The organism is Haloarcula rubripromontorii (assembly GCF_001280425.1).
Lineage (GTDB): Archaea > Halobacteriota > Halobacteria > Halobacteriales > Haloarculaceae > Haloarcula > Haloarcula rubripromontorii.
In genome coordinates this window covers 37066-54264 of record NZ_LIUF01000004.1, presented here as the reverse complement: position 1 = coordinate 54264, position 17199 = coordinate 37066, and the positions used below count along the sequence as shown (strand labels likewise).

The 17199-nt window shown below is 63.5% G+C and carries 21 protein-coding genes; 16 read left to right on the top strand and 5 right to left on the bottom strand.

All coding sequences use genetic code 11. The features are described 5' to 3' along the window. The first annotated feature begins 12 nt into the window (after positions 1 to 12). The 10 genes from ilvN to pfkB all read left to right on the top strand — a co-directional run bounded on the left by ilvN (position 13) and on the right by pfkB (position 8869). The gene (gene ilvN, locus AMS69_RS12605; RefSeq protein WP_053968868.1) at positions 13 to 600 is read left to right on the top strand and encodes an acetolactate synthase small subunit; all 588 of its coding nucleotides are present in this window, start codon (positions 13 to 15) and stop codon (positions 598 to 600) included. Beyond that, positions 593 to 1624, top strand: a complete 1032-nt coding sequence (gene ilvC, locus AMS69_RS12600) for a ketol-acid reductoisomerase (RefSeq protein ID WP_053968430.1) — start codon at positions 593 to 595, stop codon at positions 1622 to 1624. The genes ilvN and ilvC overlap by 8 nt, the downstream gene beginning before the upstream one ends. After that, on the top strand, positions 1617 to 1883 hold the full coding sequence (locus AMS69_RS12595) for a hypothetical protein (protein ID WP_004515608.1): 267 nt from the start codon (positions 1617 to 1619) through the stop codon (positions 1881 to 1883). The genes ilvC and AMS69_RS12595 overlap by 8 nt, the downstream gene beginning before the upstream one ends. Further along, on the top strand, positions 1880 to 3301 hold the full coding sequence (gene leuC, locus AMS69_RS12590) for a 3-isopropylmalate dehydratase large subunit (protein ID WP_053968429.1): 1422 nt from the start codon (positions 1880 to 1882) through the stop codon (positions 3299 to 3301). Before AMS69_RS12595 ends, leuC begins: the two co-directional genes overlap by 4 nt. Continuing rightward, a complete protein-coding gene (gene leuD / locus AMS69_RS12585; RefSeq protein ID WP_053968428.1) occupies positions 3298 to 3942 on the top strand; it encodes a 3-isopropylmalate dehydratase small subunit in 645 nt (214 codons plus the stop codon). The genes leuC and leuD overlap by 4 nt, the downstream gene beginning before the upstream one ends. A 204-nt stretch (positions 3943 to 4146) precedes the next feature. Beyond that, positions 4147 to 4887 carry an HFX_2341 family transcriptional regulator domain-containing protein gene (locus AMS69_RS12580; protein ID WP_053968427.1) on the top strand — a complete coding sequence of 247 codons (741 nt, stop codon included), beginning with the start codon at positions 4147 to 4149 and terminating at the stop codon, positions 4885 to 4887. Between the two features lie 93 nt (positions 4888 to 4980). Beyond that, on the top strand, positions 4981 to 5742 hold the full coding sequence (locus AMS69_RS12575; protein ID WP_053968426.1) for a response regulator: 762 nt from the start codon (positions 4981 to 4983) through the stop codon (positions 5740 to 5742). A 388-nt stretch (positions 5743 to 6130) separates the two neighbouring features. Then, positions 6131 to 7114, top strand: coding sequence for an isocitrate/isopropylmalate dehydrogenase family protein (locus AMS69_RS12570; RefSeq protein WP_053968425.1), 984 nt, complete (start codon positions 6131 to 6133; stop codon positions 7112 to 7114). An 88-nt stretch (positions 7115 to 7202) separates the two neighbouring features. Next, complete coding sequence (gene glpR / locus AMS69_RS12565) at positions 7203 to 7964, top strand: HTH-type transcriptional regulator GlpR (protein ID WP_053968424.1); 762 nt, start codon at positions 7203 to 7205, stop codon at positions 7962 to 7964. Then, on the top strand, positions 7961 to 8869 hold the full coding sequence (gene pfkB, locus AMS69_RS12560; protein WP_053968423.1) for a 1-phosphofructokinase: 909 nt from the start codon (positions 7961 to 7963) through the stop codon (positions 8867 to 8869). Before glpR ends, pfkB begins: the two co-directional genes overlap by 4 nt. A 32-nt stretch (positions 8870 to 8901) precedes the next feature. Here pfkB and AMS69_RS12555 read toward each other — a convergent pair whose 3' ends face one another. Both AMS69_RS12555 and AMS69_RS12550 read right to left on the bottom strand, forming a co-directional pair. Next, positions 8902 to 10029, bottom strand: coding sequence for a hypothetical protein (locus AMS69_RS12555; RefSeq protein WP_053968422.1), 1128 nt, complete (start codon positions 10027 to 10029; stop codon positions 8902 to 8904). Positions 10030 to 10032: 3 nt separating this feature from the next. Next, positions 10033 to 10815: a class I fructose-bisphosphate aldolase gene (locus AMS69_RS12550; RefSeq protein ID WP_053968421.1), complete on the bottom strand. Its 783-nt coding sequence runs from the start codon at positions 10813 to 10815 to the stop codon at positions 10033 to 10035. A 119-nt stretch (positions 10816 to 10934) separates the two neighbouring features. Between AMS69_RS12550 and AMS69_RS20655 the strand changes: the two genes are divergently transcribed. Continuing rightward, a complete protein-coding gene (locus AMS69_RS20655) occupies positions 10935 to 11078 on the top strand; it encodes a DUF7557 family protein (protein ID WP_170083691.1) in 144 nt (47 codons plus the stop codon). Here the strand turns inward: AMS69_RS20655 and AMS69_RS12545 are convergent. Further along, complete coding sequence (locus AMS69_RS12545; RefSeq protein WP_053968420.1) at positions 11075 to 11524, bottom strand: DUF5799 family protein; 450 nt, start codon at positions 11522 to 11524, stop codon at positions 11075 to 11077. The genes AMS69_RS20655 and AMS69_RS12545 overlap by 4 nt on opposite strands. Positions 11525 to 11699: 175 nt before the next feature. On the opposite strand from AMS69_RS12545, the gene AMS69_RS12540 reads away from it, so the two are divergent. Next, positions 11700 to 12983 carry an FIST signal transduction protein gene (locus tag AMS69_RS12540; protein WP_053968419.1) on the top strand — a complete coding sequence of 428 codons (1284 nt, stop codon included), beginning with the start codon at positions 11700 to 11702 and terminating at the stop codon, positions 12981 to 12983. Positions 12984 to 13028: 45 nt separating this feature from the next. Here the strand turns inward: AMS69_RS12540 and AMS69_RS12535 are convergent, their stop codons facing one another. Next, positions 13029 to 13424: an OsmC family protein gene (locus AMS69_RS12535; RefSeq protein WP_053968418.1), complete on the bottom strand. Its 396-nt coding sequence runs from the start codon at positions 13422 to 13424 to the stop codon at positions 13029 to 13031. Between the two features lie 106 nt (positions 13425 to 13530). Here AMS69_RS12535 and AMS69_RS12530 point away from each other — a divergent pair, with 106 nt between their 5' ends. Both AMS69_RS12530 and AMS69_RS12525 read left to right on the top strand, forming a co-directional pair. Continuing rightward, positions 13531 to 13902, top strand: a complete 372-nt coding sequence (locus AMS69_RS12530; protein WP_053968417.1) for a hypothetical protein — start codon at positions 13531 to 13533, stop codon at positions 13900 to 13902. Positions 13903 to 13954: 52 nt separating this feature from the next. Continuing rightward, on the top strand, positions 13955 to 14809 hold the full coding sequence (locus AMS69_RS12525) for a UbiA family prenyltransferase (protein WP_053968416.1): 855 nt from the start codon (positions 13955 to 13957) through the stop codon (positions 14807 to 14809). Between the two features lie 71 nt (positions 14810 to 14880). Here the strand turns inward: AMS69_RS12525 and AMS69_RS12520 are convergent, their stop codons facing one another. Next, positions 14881 to 15540, bottom strand: coding sequence for a DnaJ domain-containing protein (locus tag AMS69_RS12520; protein WP_053968415.1), 660 nt, complete (start codon positions 15538 to 15540; stop codon positions 14881 to 14883). 127 nt (positions 15541 to 15667) lie between these two features. Here AMS69_RS12520 and AMS69_RS12515 point away from each other — a divergent pair, with 127 nt between their 5' ends. Both AMS69_RS12515 and AMS69_RS12510 read left to right on the top strand, forming a co-directional pair. Further along, on the top strand, positions 15668 to 16216 hold the full coding sequence (locus AMS69_RS12515) for a DUF1684 domain-containing protein (RefSeq protein ID WP_053968414.1): 549 nt from the start codon (positions 15668 to 15670) through the stop codon (positions 16214 to 16216). A gap of 62 nt (positions 16217 to 16278) precedes the next feature. Next, on the top strand, positions 16279 to 17139 hold the full coding sequence (locus AMS69_RS12510; protein ID WP_053968413.1) for a CPBP family intramembrane glutamic endopeptidase: 861 nt from the start codon (positions 16279 to 16281) through the stop codon (positions 17137 to 17139). The last annotated feature ends 60 nt before the right edge of the window (positions 17140 to 17199 follow it).

Here is a 17199-nt window from a genome sequence, read left to right as displayed (position 1 = left end):
ATGACTGGAGGAATGCCAGGCCCAGCGCCGGACGAACGGATGCGCCCGAAGGGCCGACGCAACACACAGGGAATCCGCGTCGACCCCGAGGCCGAAGTGACACACGAACCGCGCCAGGCGGTGCTGTCCGCGCTGGTCAAGCACAGACCGGGCGTGCTGTCGGAGGTGTCGGCGCTGTTCAGCCGCCGGCAGTTCAACATCGAAAGTCTCACCGTCGGGCCAACAGTCGACGAGGACACAGCCCGGATGACGATCCTCATCGAGGAGCCGGAACCGGGGATCGATCAGGCGAAAAAGCAACTTCGGAAGCTCGTGCCTGTCATCTCGGTCAGAGAACTCGAAGGCGAGGCCGTCCGTCGGGAGCTCGCACTGGTGAAAGTCAGCGGCGAGAAGCCCGACGACGTCAACGCCGTCGCCGACATGTACGACGGGCAGGCCGTCGACGCGTCGACCGATTCGGTCACCGTCGAGATTACGGGAAGCAAGCAGAAGATTGACGCCGCCATCGAGGCGTTCAAGCAGTTCGATGTGCAGGAGATCGTGCGAACCGGGGCCGCCGCACTGGAACGCGGCCCGAAAACATTAGAGAAAGATGTCTGACGAACTTACCACAACAGTCTACTACGACGAGGACGCTGACGTATCGACTATCGACGACGAGACCGTAGCCGTGCTGGGCTACGGGTCGCAGGGCCACGCCCACGCGCTGAACCTCCACGAGTCCGGCGTGGACGTAATCGTCGGCCTCCGCGAGGATTCGTCTTCCTGGGCCGACGCCGAGGACGCCGGCCTGCGTGTTGAGACGCCCGACGTGGCCGCCGGCGAGGCGGACCGCGTCGTGATGCTCGTCCCCGACACGATTCAGCCGGCCGTCTACGAGGCCATCGAGCACGAACTCGACGCCGGCGACACGCTCCAGTTCGCCCACGGCTTCAACATCCACTACGGCCAGATAGAGCCGCCCGAGGACGTGGACGTGACGATGGTCGCGCCGAAGTCCCCCGGCCACCTCGTGCGCCGGACCTACGAGCGTGGCGAGGGGACGCCGGGTCTCATCGCGGTGTATCAGGACGCGACCGGCAACGCCAAGCAGGAGTCGCTGGCCTACGCAAAGGGCATCGGCTGTACCCGCGCTGGCGTCATCGAGACGACCTTCCAGGAGGAGGTCGAAACGGACCTCTTCGGCGAGCAGGCCGTCCTCTGTGGCGGCGTCACCGAGATGGTCAAGGCCGGCTTCGAGACGCTGGTCGACGCCGGCTACGCGCCGGAGATGGCCTACTTCGAGTGCCTGAACGAACTCAAGCTCATTGTCGACCTCATGTACGAGGGCGGCCACATGGGCATGTGGAACTCCGTCTCCGACACCGCCGAGTACGGCGGCCTGACTCGCGGCGAGGAAGTCATCGACCGCGAGGGCATGGAGAAAATTCTCGAAGAGGTCCAGAACGGCGAGTTCGCTCGCGAGTGGATCAACGAGAACCAGGCCAACCGACCCGCCTACAAGCAGTATCGCGACGCCGAACAGAACCACCAGATCGAAGCCGTCGGCGAGAACCTGCGCGACCTGTTCGCGTGGGGTGAGGACGCCGACGCAGAGAAGACAGAAGCTCCAGCAGATGACTAACGAACGCACAGATCAGACGGACGGCGAACAGAACGAATCGCGCACGACCATGGGGAACATTGAGCACACGCACCCCCAGACGAACGGAACCTTCGGCGCGGTGTTCCGCCGCGGCCCGGTCGTGGCCGCCGACGGCGGCGAACGCGACGCCGAGGAGGAGACTGACGAGACGATGGAGGACATCGACCACGAAGCACCTGACGAGGGTGTCACCCGGGCGTACGAGCGGGGAACTGAAGGGCGGGACGAGACAGTATGAGTGAGAACACACTGTACGACAAGGTGTGGGACCAGCACAAAGTCACGACCCTGCCGAACGGCCAGGACCAGTTGTTCGTCGGGCTGCACCTCATTCATGAGGTCACTAGCCCGCAGGCCTTCGGGATGCTCAAAGAGCGCGGCCTCGAAGTCGCACGCCCGGACCTGACCCACGCGACGGTCGACCACATTGTGCCGACTGCCAATCAGGACCGGCCCTACGCCGACGATGCGGCCGAGACGATGATGTCGGAACTCGAAGAGAACGTCCGTGACGCCGGCATCCAGTTCTCCGACCCGACGACGGGCGATCAGGGCATCGTCCACGTCATCGGCCCGGAGCAGGGCATCACCCAGCCCGGCAAGACCATCGTCTGTGGCGACAGCCACACCTCCACCCACGGCGCCTTTGGCGCGCTCGCGTTCGGTATCGGGACCAGCCAGATCCGGGACGTGCTGGCCACCCAGACCATCGCGATGGAGAAACAGAAGGTCCGCAAGATCGAGGTTACCGGTGAACTCGACGAGGGTGTCGAGGCCAAGGACATCATCCTCGAAATCATCCGCCGGCTCGGGACTGAAGGCGGCGTCGGCTACGTCTACGAGTACGCCGGCGAGACCATCGAGAACCTCGACATGGAGGGCCGGATGTCCATCTGTAACATGTCCATCGAGGGCGGCGCTCGCGCGGGCTATGTCAACCCCGACGAGACCACCTACGAGTGGCTCGAAGAGACGGACTACTTCCAGGAGAACCCCGAGAAGTTCGAGGAACTCAAGCCCTACTGGGAGTCCATCCGCTCGGACGAGGACGCCGAGTACGACGATGTCGTCGAAATCGACGCCAGCGAACTGGACCCCGTCGTGACGTGGGGGACCACGCCCGGACAGGGCATCGGCATCGACGACCCGATTCCGGCCCCCGAGGACCTGGCCGACGACAAGGTCGACACCGCCCGCCGCGCTCAGGAGCACATGCGCGTCGAGCCCGGCGAGACGATGGAGGGCTACGACATTGACGTGGCCTTCCTGGGTTCGTGTACGAACGCTCGGATGCCGGACCTCCGACGTGCGGCCCGCATCGTCAAGGGCCGACAGGTCGACGACGATGTGCGCGCGTTCGTCGTCCCCGGCAGCCAGCGCGTTCAGCGCGCCGCCGAGGAAGAAGGGCTCAAGGACATCTTCGAGGAAGCCGGCTTCGAGTGGCGCAACGCCGGCTGTTCGATGTGTCTCGGCATGAACGAGGACCAACTGGAAGGCGACGAGGCGTGTGCCTCCTCCTCGAACCGGAACTTCGTCGGCCGGCAGGGGAGCAAGGACGGTCGGACCGTCCTAATGAACCCCCGGATGGTGGCTGCTGCAGCCATCACCGGCCAAGTGTCTGACGTGCGCGACCTGAAGGAGGTGAGCCTCGTATGAGCGACGCGACCGAGGACATCCCCGAGGTCGACTACGTCGAGGGGACTGGCATCCCCATCCGCGGGAACGATATCGACACGGACCAGATCATCCCCGCGCGGTTCATGAAGGTCGTCACCTTCGACGGACTGGGCGAGTTTGCCTTCTTCGACCTGCGGTTCGACGACGAGGACAACGAGAAGGACCACCCGTTCAACGAGGAGCAGTTCCAGGACTCGAACGTGATGGTCGTCAACAACAACTTCGGCTGTGGTTCCTCACGCGAACACGCGCCACAGGCGCTGATGCGCTGGGGGATCGACGCGATCATCGGCGAGGGCTTCGCCGAGATTTTCGCTGGGAACTGTCTTGCGCTCGGTATCCCGACGGTGACGGCCGACCACGAGACGATCAATGCGCTCCAGCAGTGGGTTGATGACAACCCCGACGGCAAGATCGAGGTCGACGTGCGGGCGGAGACAGTCACCTACGGCGACAACGAGATCAACGTCAGTGTCGACCGTGCCCAGCGTGAGGCTCTCGTCGAGGGCAACTGGGACACGACGGCGCTGATGAAGGCCAACAGGAACGCTATCGAAGAGACCGCCTCGCAGTTGCCGTACCTCGACCAGACGCGGTCGGGTCTCGAAGCGGACGATTAACGTGAGGTCGCTCTGCGACCTCGGTTTGCGCGAACGGCGACGCCGTGAGCGCCAGAGGACCGCTTCGTGTGTCCAAGGCGTAGGCGTCCGGTTCGCAGAAGCGGACGATTAACGCGAGGTCGCTCTGCGACCTCGGTTCGGGGAACGGGTTTTCTGTCTCGGAGATGGGAAGACCAATAGCTGTGCGGGGCGCGTTCTTCCCGCATGGACCAGATTCGGGAGATACACATCGCACCACTGGGGCACGAACGCGACCGGGTTACCGAGCCGATTCACCAGCACAACGCCGACGACGTATACCTCCTCACGGCGACGCCGGAGCTGTCACGGTTGACGCCGTATCAGCAAGCACTTGTCGAAGAGCTGGACGCCGACGGTGTCAGCGTTGAACTGCGCCGAACAGAGTTACACGATCTCTATGATGTGCTGGCCGAGGTCACGACGCTGACCGCCGACCATCCCGAGGACATCGTGCGCGTCAACGTCTCTACAGGGCCCAAGGTGGCAGCCATCGGGAGCGCAATCGCATGTATGGCCACAGCAGCGACGGCCTACTACGTTCACCCAGAAGAACACATCCCACCGATTTCAGCGGAGCCACTTACTCGTGGCATGGAGCGCGCGGAGGTCCTCCCCTCGTACCCCATCGAAGCCATTTCCCGTGACCAGGTCGCGGTGCTGGACTATCTCAAGCGGACAAATACAGACAAGTACACGGCAAAGAAATCGGACCTTATCGGATTCGCCGAGGACGCCCGGCTGTCGTTCATCGACGACGCGGACCCGGCAAACGAGAAGGCGAAGTTCGCGCTGTTGAACGCCAACGTCGTCGACCCGCTTGTCGAAGACGGCTACATTGAGGTCAACGATGTCGGCCGGACGAAGCAGGTGGAACTGACCGAGACCGGGGAAAACGTCCTCCACGCGTTCCGACACAAACTCTGAGCTTATGCTGTCTCGATTGTCCTAACATCTAAAATACAACCCAACGCTTTCGTGGTTTCACACGATACCAAAATACAGTTGGGCGATGCCCACATGAATCACTTTTCGATAGATAACATCAGAGTACTCCACGTTGACGACGACCCCGGCTTCGCCAAGATTGTCTCGGAGTTCCTCGAACGGGAAGACGACGCGTTCTCTGTTGAGACCGCGACGAGCGTCGACGACGCGCTGACAGTGCTTCAGGACGCCCGAGTCGATTGCGTCGTCAGTGACTACGATATGCCGCGAAAGAACGGACTGGACTTCTTAGAACTGGTCAGAGACGACTACCCCGGACTCCCGTTTCTCCTGTTCACCGGCAAGGGATCGGAGGAAATCGCGAGCCAGGCGATTTCCGCCGGCGTCACTGACTACCTCCAGAAAGAGGCCGGGACGGAGCAGTACACCGTGCTGGCAAACCGGATCAGGAACGCGGTTCGGAGCGCACGGGCTGAGGCTGTAGTCCAGCGAACGGAGGACAGGTACCACAACCTCGTCGACACTGCGCCGATCCCGATTCTTCTCTTTGGTGATAACTGGGAAGCTCTGTACGCTAACGAGGCGGCCGTCGCATTTCTCGATGCGGATTCCTTCACAGAGATTGCCGGGAAGAAGGCGAGTGACTTTCTCCACCCCGACGAGCGGGACGCGGCTAGAAAGCGGTTCCAGCGGCTGATGCGTGAGGACATCTCGGTTCCGGAAAAGGAGTACCGCGTGGTGACCGCCGAAGGCGAGATGAAGACAGCGACGGTTGCCACCGCACCCGGCTACTACCGCGGCGAGAAGGTCGCGCAGGCGATGCTGTACCGATAGCCGGGAGACAATTACGCAGATCGTATTCGTAGCCGGCTCCGTTCGTCTGTCTCAGTCCATGGAGTACACCAGTAGCACCAATTGTATTGATAGTATAGATAGTATCAACTGTTTTCGTAGTATTGAGATAGAACATACATAGTTACCATTGCTACGAACAGTTGCGCACGGGTCGCCAGCGATCACCTCTGATTCGCTTCGGCCCTCCACACGCTCACGTCGTCCGCTGGTTACCCGTGCCACTCCCCTGAGCGTGTCCACTGTCCGCCGTTTTCTTCGCTGCCGCGCCGATACCGCGAACCCGGTCACTCGCATGTGATGCACCGGCAGTTCGCGGGAGACGGTCGGAACCGAATCACTTTCACCGGCCGGCTACGTCCCTCCCGCCATGACACACGAGATAGCCGTTATTCCCGGCGACGGAATCGGACAGGAGGTCACACCCGCCGCGGTCGAAGTGCTGGAGGCCATCGATGCCGTCGACTTCGACTTTGTCGAGGGCGAGGCCGGCGACGCAGTGAAGGAAGCAACCGGCGAGGCGCTGCCGCAAGAGACGCGAGACCTGGCGGCTGACGCCGACGCGACGCTGTTCGGCGCGGCCGGCGAGACGGCGGCCGATGTCATTCTGCCCCTCCGGCAGGTCGTTGGCTCGTTCGCCAACGTCCGCCCAGCCCGCTCATACCCCGGCCTCGACGCCGTCCAGCCTGACACCGACATCGTGTTCATCCGGGAGAACACCGAGGGCGTCTACAAGGGCATCGAGAGCGAGATCTCCGAAGGCGTCACCACCTGCACGCGAGTCATCACTGAGGACGCATCCGAGAAAATCGCCGAATACGGGTTCAGTTACGCGAAGCAGAACGGCTACGACGACGTGACGATTGCCCACAAGGCCAACGTCATGCGCACCACTGACGGGCTGTTCCTCGATTCGGCGTCGGCGGTCGGCGACGACCGAGGGGCGTCCTACGACACCGCGCTCATGGACGCGCTTGCGATGCATCTGGTGATGAACCCACAGGACTACGGCGTCGTCATCTGTCCGAACCTCGCCGGGGACATGCTGTCGGACCTCGCGGCGGGCCTCGTTGGCGGCCTCGGTCTGCTGCCGTCGGCCAATGTCGGCGAGGACAACGCGCTGTTCGAGCCGGTTCACGGCTCCGCGCCGGACATCGCTGGCGAGGGCATTGCCAACCCGTCAGCGATGATTCTCTCCGCCGCGATGTTGCTCGACCACCTCGGCTACGACGAGCAGGGCGATGCAGTTCGAACGGCTGTCGAGTCCGTGCTCGACTCGGGCCCTCGAACGCCGGATCTGGGCGGTGACGCGTCCACTGAGGACGTGACCGCCGCGGTTATCGACGAACTGTAAGCAGTTTTCTCGCGTTCTATCTGGGCAGAAACAAGCACGGCCCGATAGAAAGAGGTAAAACCGAAGCGAAACAATCACGGCCGAAAGAATGCTCCCGGCCGAGCGAAAGCGCACTATCGTCCAGTTGGTGACAGAGCGAGACGGCTGTTCAGTGTCGGAGCTGGCCGCGGAACTGGAGTTCTCGAAGGCCACTATCCGTCGGGACCTCCGGGATTTGGAGTCACAAGGCCGAATCGAGCGGTCCCACGGCGGCGCGGTGCCGGCGTCCTCCGCTGGGACTGAGCGACCGTATGGCCAGCGTGAGGTCGACCACTACGCCGAGAAACAGGCCATCGGCGAGCGAGCCGCACAGGAGGTCCGCGAAGGGCAGGTGGTCTGTTTCGATGCGGGCTCGACGACGATGGAGGTCGCTCGCGCGATTCCGGACACTGACTACGTCGCGGCGACCAATATGCCCCAGCTCGCAACCGAAGTGGCCGAACGAGACGTCGACGCCAAACTCACCGGGGGGAGCCTCCGACCGCGGACCCGCGCGCTCGTCGGCCCGATGGCCGAACGCGCCATAGCGCGGATGAACTTCGACATACTGTTCCTGGGGACGAACGCCCTCGACAGCGCCGCCGGGCTGTCGACGCCCAACGAGGACGAAGCGGCCGTCAAGGAACTGATGGTCGAGCGCGCCCGCAGGGTCGTGCTGGTCGCCGACGCGTCGAAGTTCGGCGACCGGAGTTTCGTCAGCTTCGCCGATCTGGACCAGGTCGACCTGCTGGTCACCGACGCCAGCCCGTCGGGAGCGCTCGCTACCGCACTCGCGGACGCCGACGTGGCCGTTGAGGAGGTCAGCACATGATTGTCACCGTCACCTACAACCCCGCAGTCGACCAGACGGTCCAGTTCGAGGAACAGATGGCTCCAGATCGGGTTATGCGGGCCGACAGCGCACAGTTCGACGCCGGCGGGAAGGGCATCAACGCCGCCCAACTGCTCACCGCGATGGACAGACCCTGTGTCGCGACGGGACTGCTGGGCGGGTTCACCGGCTCGTTCATCCGGGAGACGCTACGGGAGGACGGCGTCGAGACAGCCTTCGTCGACGTGGACGGGACGACCCGGCTCAACACCACCGCCATCGCGGCCGCTGAAGAATACAAACTGAACCAGGCCGGACCAGCCGTCGAGGCGTCGGTCGTCGACTCGCTGCTCGAACAGGTGCGAGCGCAAGCCCCCGACCGCGTGCTCGTCGGTGGGAGCCTGCCGCCGGGGCTGTCCCCCAAAGCCATCGACCGCATCGCGGCCGGCGGTGACTGGGAGACCATCGTTGACACCGGTGGCGATGTCCTCCGGGAACTGGAGGCCCAGTACGGCCTCTGCAAGCCGAACCGCGCCGAACTCGGCGACGCGACCGGGGCCGACGTCTCCACCGTCGAGGGGTGTGCGGACGCGGCGGGGGCGTTCCGGGAGCGTGGCTTCGACCGCGTGCTGGCCTCACTCGGTGGGGACGGCGCGGTTCTGGTCGGCGACGCCGGCCGGCTGTACGCCGAGGCGCTGGACGTCGATGTCGTCGACACCGTCGGGGCCGGCGACGCGCTCCTCTCGGGGGTCCTGAGCGCCTGGGAGGCCGGCGCTGACGACGAGACGGCGCTCCGGACCGGCGTCGCCGTCTCCGCGCAGGTCGTCCAGCGGGCCGGCACGGCCGTCCCCGACCTGGACGACGTCGACTCGCTCCGGGACGGCGTGACGGTGCGGCGGCTGTAGCGACTGTTTTCCGCGAAAGAGTAGCAGACCGCTCAGAACTTCTCCAGATAGTCGTCGACGAACGCCCGTACCTCGGCCAGCGACGGCTGGTCGGCGGTCCGGACGAAGTAGCCGGCGACGGCGTTGCCGACGACGACTGCGGCAGCGGGCGGGAGGCCGGCAATGCGGGCAAGCCCCAGTCCGGCGTTGAAGTGGTCGCCGGAACTGGTCGTCAGCTCTGGGTCCGAAACCGCGGGAACAGCCACGCTGTCGGTGCTGTCCGCAGTGACGACGACCGACCGCTCGACGCCGTGGCCGACGAACCAGGTCGGCGAGAGCGCCTCGTACACCGCCTCGGCGTCCTCGGCGAACGAGCGCTCGGCGTCGCCGGCGTAGGCGTCCGCGAGGACGCCCGTCTCGGCCCGGTTCGAGGTGACTACCACGTCCGTCACCTCGTCCAGCCGACCGATGGCTTCCCGCCCGGCTCGCAGGCGGTCGGCGTCGAGTTTGCGCACGTCGCCGGGGTCGACCAGCACCGTCTCCGGCGGATCGCCGATGTCGCCCCACAGGTCACACAGACCGTCGAAGACCGACGGCAGGTCGGGCGTCTCCGACCAGTAGCCGGTCCCTAACAGGTCCGCACCGTCGAGCGCCCCGGCCAGTCGGTCGTGGCCGAAGGCCGCGTCGAGTTCGGCCCAGTCGAGCGTCATCGTGTCGCCGATTTCGGTCAGCATGAGCTTCCCGTCGTCGAACTCGATGGCGTCGGTGACGCCGGGTTCGCCCAGCGAGTGGAGTTCGTAGTCGCCGAACTCGGACTCGAAGGCGTCGTGGACCGGCTCCCCGTACATCCCGACCATAACGGGGTCGAACGACCAGCCGCCGAAGGCCCGGGCGAGGTGGCTGGTGTGGCCGCCGGTCCGGCTGCCCTGCTGGAGCCACTCGAAAGAGAGGGAGCTGTCGGCGGCCACGGAGCCGTTGATACGGTCGCCAAACCCCTCGAGTGTGGCGAGGCGCTCGTGGCTCTCCGGGTCGATGCGGTCGGCGACGACCTCCCGGACGCGGTCGAGGTAGCCGTCGAAGCCAAAGACGACCCGGCCGGTGTCGATAGCGTCGGGAAGCGCGTCGCTGGCGGGCAACGCCTCGTCCGCCGCGGCGACGGCTCGGCGCGTCTCCTCGTCCATGGCCTACAGGACGTCGTCAGCTGTCGCGTCCTCGAAGATGACGCCTTCGAGCTTGTCGAGAATGTCGTAGGGGTCGTCACGCTGCCAGACGTTGCGGCCGACCGCGAGGCCAGCGACGCCAACGTCCATGCAGTCTTCGACGAGTTCGAGGAAGTCGCGGTCAGAGGTCTTCGACCCGCCCGAGAGCAGGACGCGGTTGTCTGCCGCCGAGCGGACAGCGTGGGCCATCGCTTCCTTGTCGCGGGGGTACTTCACCTTCGTGAAGTCCGCGCCGAGTTCGAGGCCGATACGGGCTGCGTAGGCGATGGTCGAGGGACTCCGATGCTCCTTGATGGCCTGGCCGCGCGGGTACGACCACATCGCGATGGGCAGGTCGTGGTCGCGGGCGTTCTCCTGGACCGGGCGGAAGTCCTCGAACATGTCGGTCTCGCGGTTGACACCGGGGTAGATAGTGTACCCGATGGCGTCGGCACCCAGTTCGGCGGCGTAGTCGACCGACCAGTTCTGTGGCGAGTACGGGTCACCCATCCAGAGGTCGGAGCCGCCGTTGAGCTTCGCCAGCAGGTTCACGTCGTCCTCGTAGCTGGGGTAGTACGTCTCGGCGAGACCCTTGCCGACGGCCAGCGCCGTCACGGCGTCGTGGGTCGCCATCTCGAACACCTCACGCGGGTCGAGGCGCTCCTCCACGCCGCTGAACTGCTTGGGGCCGTGTTCCAGCCCGTGGTCGTGGGCCAGCACGAGCGTCTTGTCGTTCCGTACAAGCGGTGAGTCACCCAGTGGTCGCATGTGTCGTGTTTCTACCGAGAACGGCCATTAACCGTTTTCGGTTCTGATTTGTTACTACTGTTCGCGTTTGTTTTTGATTGTGGGCGGGAATTAAGTGTGTTCCAATGAAAGGTTCAGATATGCCATCCGTGGAACTGGATGCCGAAACAGTAGAGCGCCTCGATGACCTTCGCGTCGAGGACGAGTCGTACGACGACATCGTGACGGAACTTATCAACATCTACGAGGCCGAGGAGCTAACACTGTTTCACAGCGGCGACTAACCCTGTGCCTGCTCGCAGACGGACTTCCAGCGCCCGTTCGACTCCAGTTTCTCCTGTAGTTTCTCAGCGTACGCCTGTGCGAGCCGTGCTGCCTCTTCCTCCTGTTGCTTGTCCCCGCCACCGGACCCGCCCAGTCCAAGCGCGTCCTTGACGCCCGAGAGGAGGCCGCCGCCCGAATTCCCGGACTGGTCGCCCCCGGGACCGGCCATCGGCCCTTGGTTGGCAACCCGTTCCATCTCCGGCATGACACTGGAGAGTTTCGACGTATCGGCGACGATTCGAGCGGCGTCCGGGTTCTCGGGGTTCTCGATCTCGAACTCGACGGCAGTCATTACCAGTCCCCACTGCTGGCTGGAGAACGACGACGCTTTGACCTGTTCGTTGAACTGCTGGTCGACCGACATCCGCTCGCCGGCGATGCGGTCGGTCCAGTCTGAGTCACTCATGGACTGGTGTTTGCGGGCCGACGGTATGAGCGTTTCCCGCTCCGTGTGGTGATCTACGATAAAGCGTACCGCTTCTGGAGCGACTGCCGGGCCTTTGAGTGACGCCCTACCCAGCCCTGTTATTTTCAAAACGGTTCCAATATGTTAAGTTAGCCCACGATATACTTGCATCTCAATGACTACTGAGTTTGGCACAGGGCAGGCGACGGGAGACTCGGGCGATGCCGCAGCGATGGACGCCATACGGGACGCTATGGCCGATATCTCGGCCAGCGAACCGGACTTCTGTCAGATTTTCTGCTCTCCAACGTACGATTACGAGGCGGTGCTGTGGGGTGCTCGGAGTGTTGTCGGTTCGGATACCGAAATCGTGGGCTGTTCGTCCTCCGGAGAGTTCACTGAATCCGGTTCGGGGAACGGAACTGTCACAGTCGGTGTCGTCTCGTCGGACTCGATGCGGTTCTTTTCCAGCCTGTCGACCGAACTTAGCGCTGATCCCGAGCGCTGTCTGTTCGAAGCCGTCCACGACCTCCCCGCCAGCGAGGACCCCGCCGTCGAGGGGTACCCGCATCGGACGGTCATCAACCTCCACGACGGCATGGCCGGAATCGGAAACAAAGTCACTCGACTCACCGAGCAGTACCTTGACGACGAGGAGACGCCGGTCGTCGGCGGGTCTGCAGGTGACGACCTCCAGTTACAGCAGACCCACGTCTTCCGGAACGACCGCGTCGAGACGGACGCCGTCGTCCTCGCGCTCATTGCCTCAGAGGACCCGCTTCCCGTGACCGTCAACCACGGCCACGAACCGATCTCCGAGGCGATGACGGTAACCCGAGCAGAGGGCAGCACCGTGTACGAACTCGACGGCAGACCCGCGTTCGAGGCCTGGCGGGACGCGATTCGAGAGGATGCGATGGAGACGTACGATATTGATGTCGACGAGTTGGAAGCAGGATCCGAGGACCTCGTCATGTTGCTCGGCCGCTACGAACTCGGTATCGAATCGGAACCGGATGCCGACGCGGACGGACTCGCCTCACGAATCAAGACGTTCATCGAGAGCAAACTCATCTCGACGACGGGATACAACATCCGATGGCCGGGACATACAACCGACACCGATGGGCCGCTTGACTTCGCCGTCGCTGTCTCTGAGGGGACGGAAGTGCGGGTGACACATAGCAACAAATCCGACCAAGTGTACGCAGTCCGGAACGCCGCCACCAACGCCGCCAATGAACTCCGCGGCGGAAACGTCGCAGGTGGATTCGTCTACGATTGCGCCTGTCGGGCGATGATTCTCGGCGACGACTTTGACGACGCCGTCGAGACGATTCACAGCGCTATCGACGCGCCCTTCGCCGGCTTCGAAACCTACGGTGAAGTCTGCTCAGCCGACGAGGATTACACCGGCTATCACAACACGTCCTCGGTCATCCTGCTGTTCCCGGAGTAACGACAGGACTGCTACCAGTGAAGAATGACCCCGGCTCCTGTCCGCTCAGACGCCGGACTCGATAGTGATGTCCGCGTGTAGCTCGTCCTGCAGCGCTGAGTGGACGTGGCAGATGTCCTCGGCGAGTTCAACGATGTCCTGTTCTTCGTCCGCGAGTGACTCCTCGACCTCGACGTGGAAGTCGATGGACTCCAGGTCGTCGTCCTCGTCGAGTTCCGCGGCGACTTCGACGTCGATACTGCCGATGTCTTCGTGGCCGTACTTGTCGGCGGCGACGCGCAGCGCCGGGATGTAACAGGAGGCGTAATCGGCGGCCAGAACCTCGTTCGGCGACGGACCGTTCTCGCTCAGCGCGTCGACGATGAGCTCCCACTCGCCGTTGATGATACTTTCGACCGTATATCCTTCCTCACAGGTACTCTCGACTTCGATATCTGCCATAGCACTTCTGTGAACACAGCCCTCCCCCTAAACGTTTCCTGCATGGCATTTCTGCCTGCGGGCCACTGGCGAAGGATAATACACTTCCAGTCCCTACAGACGACCAATGGAACACCTCGCACCGTCGAACGTGCCGGTGTATGCTACGCGGGACCACCAGCGCGAGATCTGGGAGCGCTGTCGGGACCGGGGCCACCCGGTCCTCGCCGTCAGAGACGCGACGCGGGGGTTCATCGTTCGATACGACCTCCAGCATCTGTCCTACGAACTCTCGGACGCTACCGTTCAGGAACTCCGGGACCGCGTCCGGTCCCGGCGACCGTATCCGACGACGACGGACCCGATATCGGAGACAGAGGGTGTCGGCGGCGAAGCCGGCCCGGTGTCCGGCGAACTCCACGCGGACACAGAACAGGCCGCCAGAGAACTGGCCTCACACATCTCGGGATTCGTGCTCGACCGGTCGAACTGGCGGTAGTACCGAAACAACGCGGCTGGGGATTTTTGCCACAGCCGTCCCTTGGGTTCGTATGGCAGTCGCCCGACACGAGACCGGTCTGTTCGCGACCGCGCGTGCCCTGGCCTCGCAGGTGCACCCGGTATTCATGCTGCCGCCGCTCGCGACCTCGCTGTTCGGGGGGTTGCTCTCCGGTGGGTTCTGGCCGCCGGTGGCCGCGCTCCACGCGGGTGCGATGTTCTTCGCCGTCTACACGGCCCACGTCAAGGACGGCTACATCGATTTCCACGTCCGTGGCGAGGACGACGACCATCCCCTCACTGGCTCCGGGTGTCGCATGGCGCTGGTCGGTGCTGCCGTCGGCTTTGCGCTCTGTACGGCAGCCATCTGGCTGCTGGTCGGTCCCGGCGCGGCGCTGTTGACGCTGCCGACCTGGGGTATCGGCTACACCCACGCGCCACAGCTGGATATGAACCCTATCGGTGCGACGATGGGCTACCCAATGGGTATCGCGCTGTCGCTGCTGGGCGGCTACTACGCACAAGTGACGACGCTGACGCCGCGTGCTGTCGGGCTCGCGGCCGTGTTCCTCCTGTTGCTGACCGGCATCAAGATAATCGACGACGAACAGGACTACGACTACGACCGGTCGATACAGAAACGCACCGTCGCCGTCGTACTGGGCCACCAGGGCGCTCGGCGGCTCGCGCTCGGCCTGTTTGGAGCGGGCCTTCTCGGAATCGTTGGGCTGTCTGTGGCGTTACCCGGGATCCCGCCGAGTGCCGCGGCGGCTGCGGTCGTCTTCGGGACGGTCGCGGCTATCGCCCAGCGAGGCGACCCTGAAACTGCGACGATGCTGCTGATTCGCGGCTCGTATCTTCTGCTGGCCGTCCTCGTTACCGCTGTTTGGTTCCGGCCGCTATCGTGACTGTGGTTGTGCTGCCGGTTGCTCGTCTGCTGGCTCTCGAAACCGCCGCTGTGCGAACCGCTCCGTGTCAGTCAGCCCGAGATATGTGTGAGGACATGGGTCGCTGAGACGACGAGCGAGATGGTCACCATCGAGACTGCCATGACACCGGCGACCACCGGTGAGAGGTCTCCGGTGAGGCCACCGACTGCGAGCAGTACAGCGGCAACGACCGTACAGACCAGCAGTGCCAGATGGATGAACAGCCACGGGCCGACACGTCGCAGTGACTTGAGCAGTGTCGCGACTCCCGAGGGCTGTGCCGGCCGAACTCGCTCGCCGGGCCGGTAGTACTCCGCGGCAGTCCCGTAGCCCGTGCTTCCGCCGCGGGTCTGGGTGGGCCGCTGTGTCGCTTTCGCCGTTGCCTCGCCTCCCGTCTCTGCGTCGACTCGGTGGTCGACGTACTGCTGTGCGATGTCACTGACACCGCCCGTGGCTGTGCCTCCGTCCGCGCCGCTGTCGACGTATCTGCTGACGTATGCGTCGTGGCCAAGCCGGTCGTATCGTTCTCGCTCGGCCGTGTCCGTGAGTACATTCTTCGCCTGCGTGAGCCGCTTAAACCGTTCTCCAGCGGCAGGGTCGTCACTCACGTCCGGGTGATGCGCTTTCGTCTGCTCCCGGTAGGCGCGGACTATCGTCTCTTCGGTGGCATCTGGGTCTACCCCCAGAATACCGTAGAACGTCGCTTCCATACACACCCCTATGTATTTATCGAGTTGAACTAGATGTATAATAAGGTACTCACTCCCTCACGACACGATATTGCCTATCTGTCGCTGAGTCGCCGGACTGAAACTGCGTGGCCACCACTGTCTCTGTATGGACGAAGACACCGAAGACTGGGCAGCGCAGTTGGAGGCCAACCGGGCGGAAAAAGACCGCTTCTTCGCAGAGCACCGGCAATCCCCGATTCCACCCGAGGAACGCGACGACTTCGACGGCCTCAATTACTTCGACCCGGACCTCGACTATCGGGTCGAAGCGACGGTTACCGTTCACGAGACGCCGGAGTCGGTCGATCTGGAGACGAGCGACGACCGGACGGTGCGCTATCTCCACGTCGCAACGCTGTCGTTCGATCTCGACGGCGAGTCCCGCGAACTACAGGCGTTTCGGCAGGCCGCCGACGAGTCACGGACGCTCTTTGTTCCGTTCCGGGACAAGACGACCGGGCAACAGAGCTACGACGGCGGCCGGTACATGGAACTGGAACCCGACCGCGACCTGACCGACGGCGACGAGATTACGCTGGATTTCAACCTCGCGTACTCGCCGTTCTGTGCCTACAGCGACACCTTTTCCTGCCCGTTGCCGCCGGAGTCGAACTGGCTTGACGCCGCAGTGACGGCCGGGGAACGAATCGACTGAACACGGGTCGGGACACCGATACCAAACGAATTGTTTACACATCGCCACGACCAAGGCAGTGTATGGCAACGGCGACCCGCGACCGTCCGGTTCTGCAGGCCTTCCAGTACGGGTTTACGCTTTTCTCGGCGCTCTCGCTGGGTGTGATAGGACTCGGGTTCGGCTCGATCCTGCTTCTCATCATCGCTTTTTCGCTCTCACTCGGCGCCGGAGTACAGATAACGCAAGTACAGACGCTGGTCCTTGGGTTGATAACGGTTCAGGGAATCGGCTGTCCGGTCATCGCGTACACGTACATCAAACTCAGACCGGTAATCAGAGCGAAGCTCCGCGAGGTGTTCTCTTATGCACCAGACACTGATGCATTCAGTATCGGCATTGCTGTGCCGAGTCTCCGTGAGGCCGGCATCATCGTGCTGGGCTACGTCAGCGCGATGGGCGGACTCGTGGTAGTGGCCACCATCATCACGACACTCGTCTCGCTGTTCGGGATCGAAACGGCAACCAATCAAGCGGCTGAGATTGGGATGGAAAACCCCGATGTCCTCCTCCTGTTGATTCCCGCCTCCTTCCTCCTCATCGGCCCGGGCGAGGAACTGCTGTTCCGCGGCGTCGTTCAGGGCCGTATCCGGGACTACTTCGGCCCGATCTCGGGCGTCACTATCGCGAGCGTCATCTTTGCCGGCATTCACTATCCCGCCCTCAGTGGCGGGTCGGCCACGGGGAAACTTGTCGCGGTGAGCGCCCTCCTCATTCCGTCACTCATCCTCGGTGCAACCTACGAGTACACGGACAACATCGTCGTCCCGTCACTCATCCACGGCGCATACAACGCGACGCTGTTTACTGGCCTGTACGTCACCGTGAAGTTCAGTGGTGAGCTCTCGTCCGCCGCGGGCGTCCTCAGTGGCAGCGGGTTCTGACTGGCCCCTGTTCCAGCAGGCCCGTAGTATAGCACGTTTGTGAATCATGTGACTAGTCGC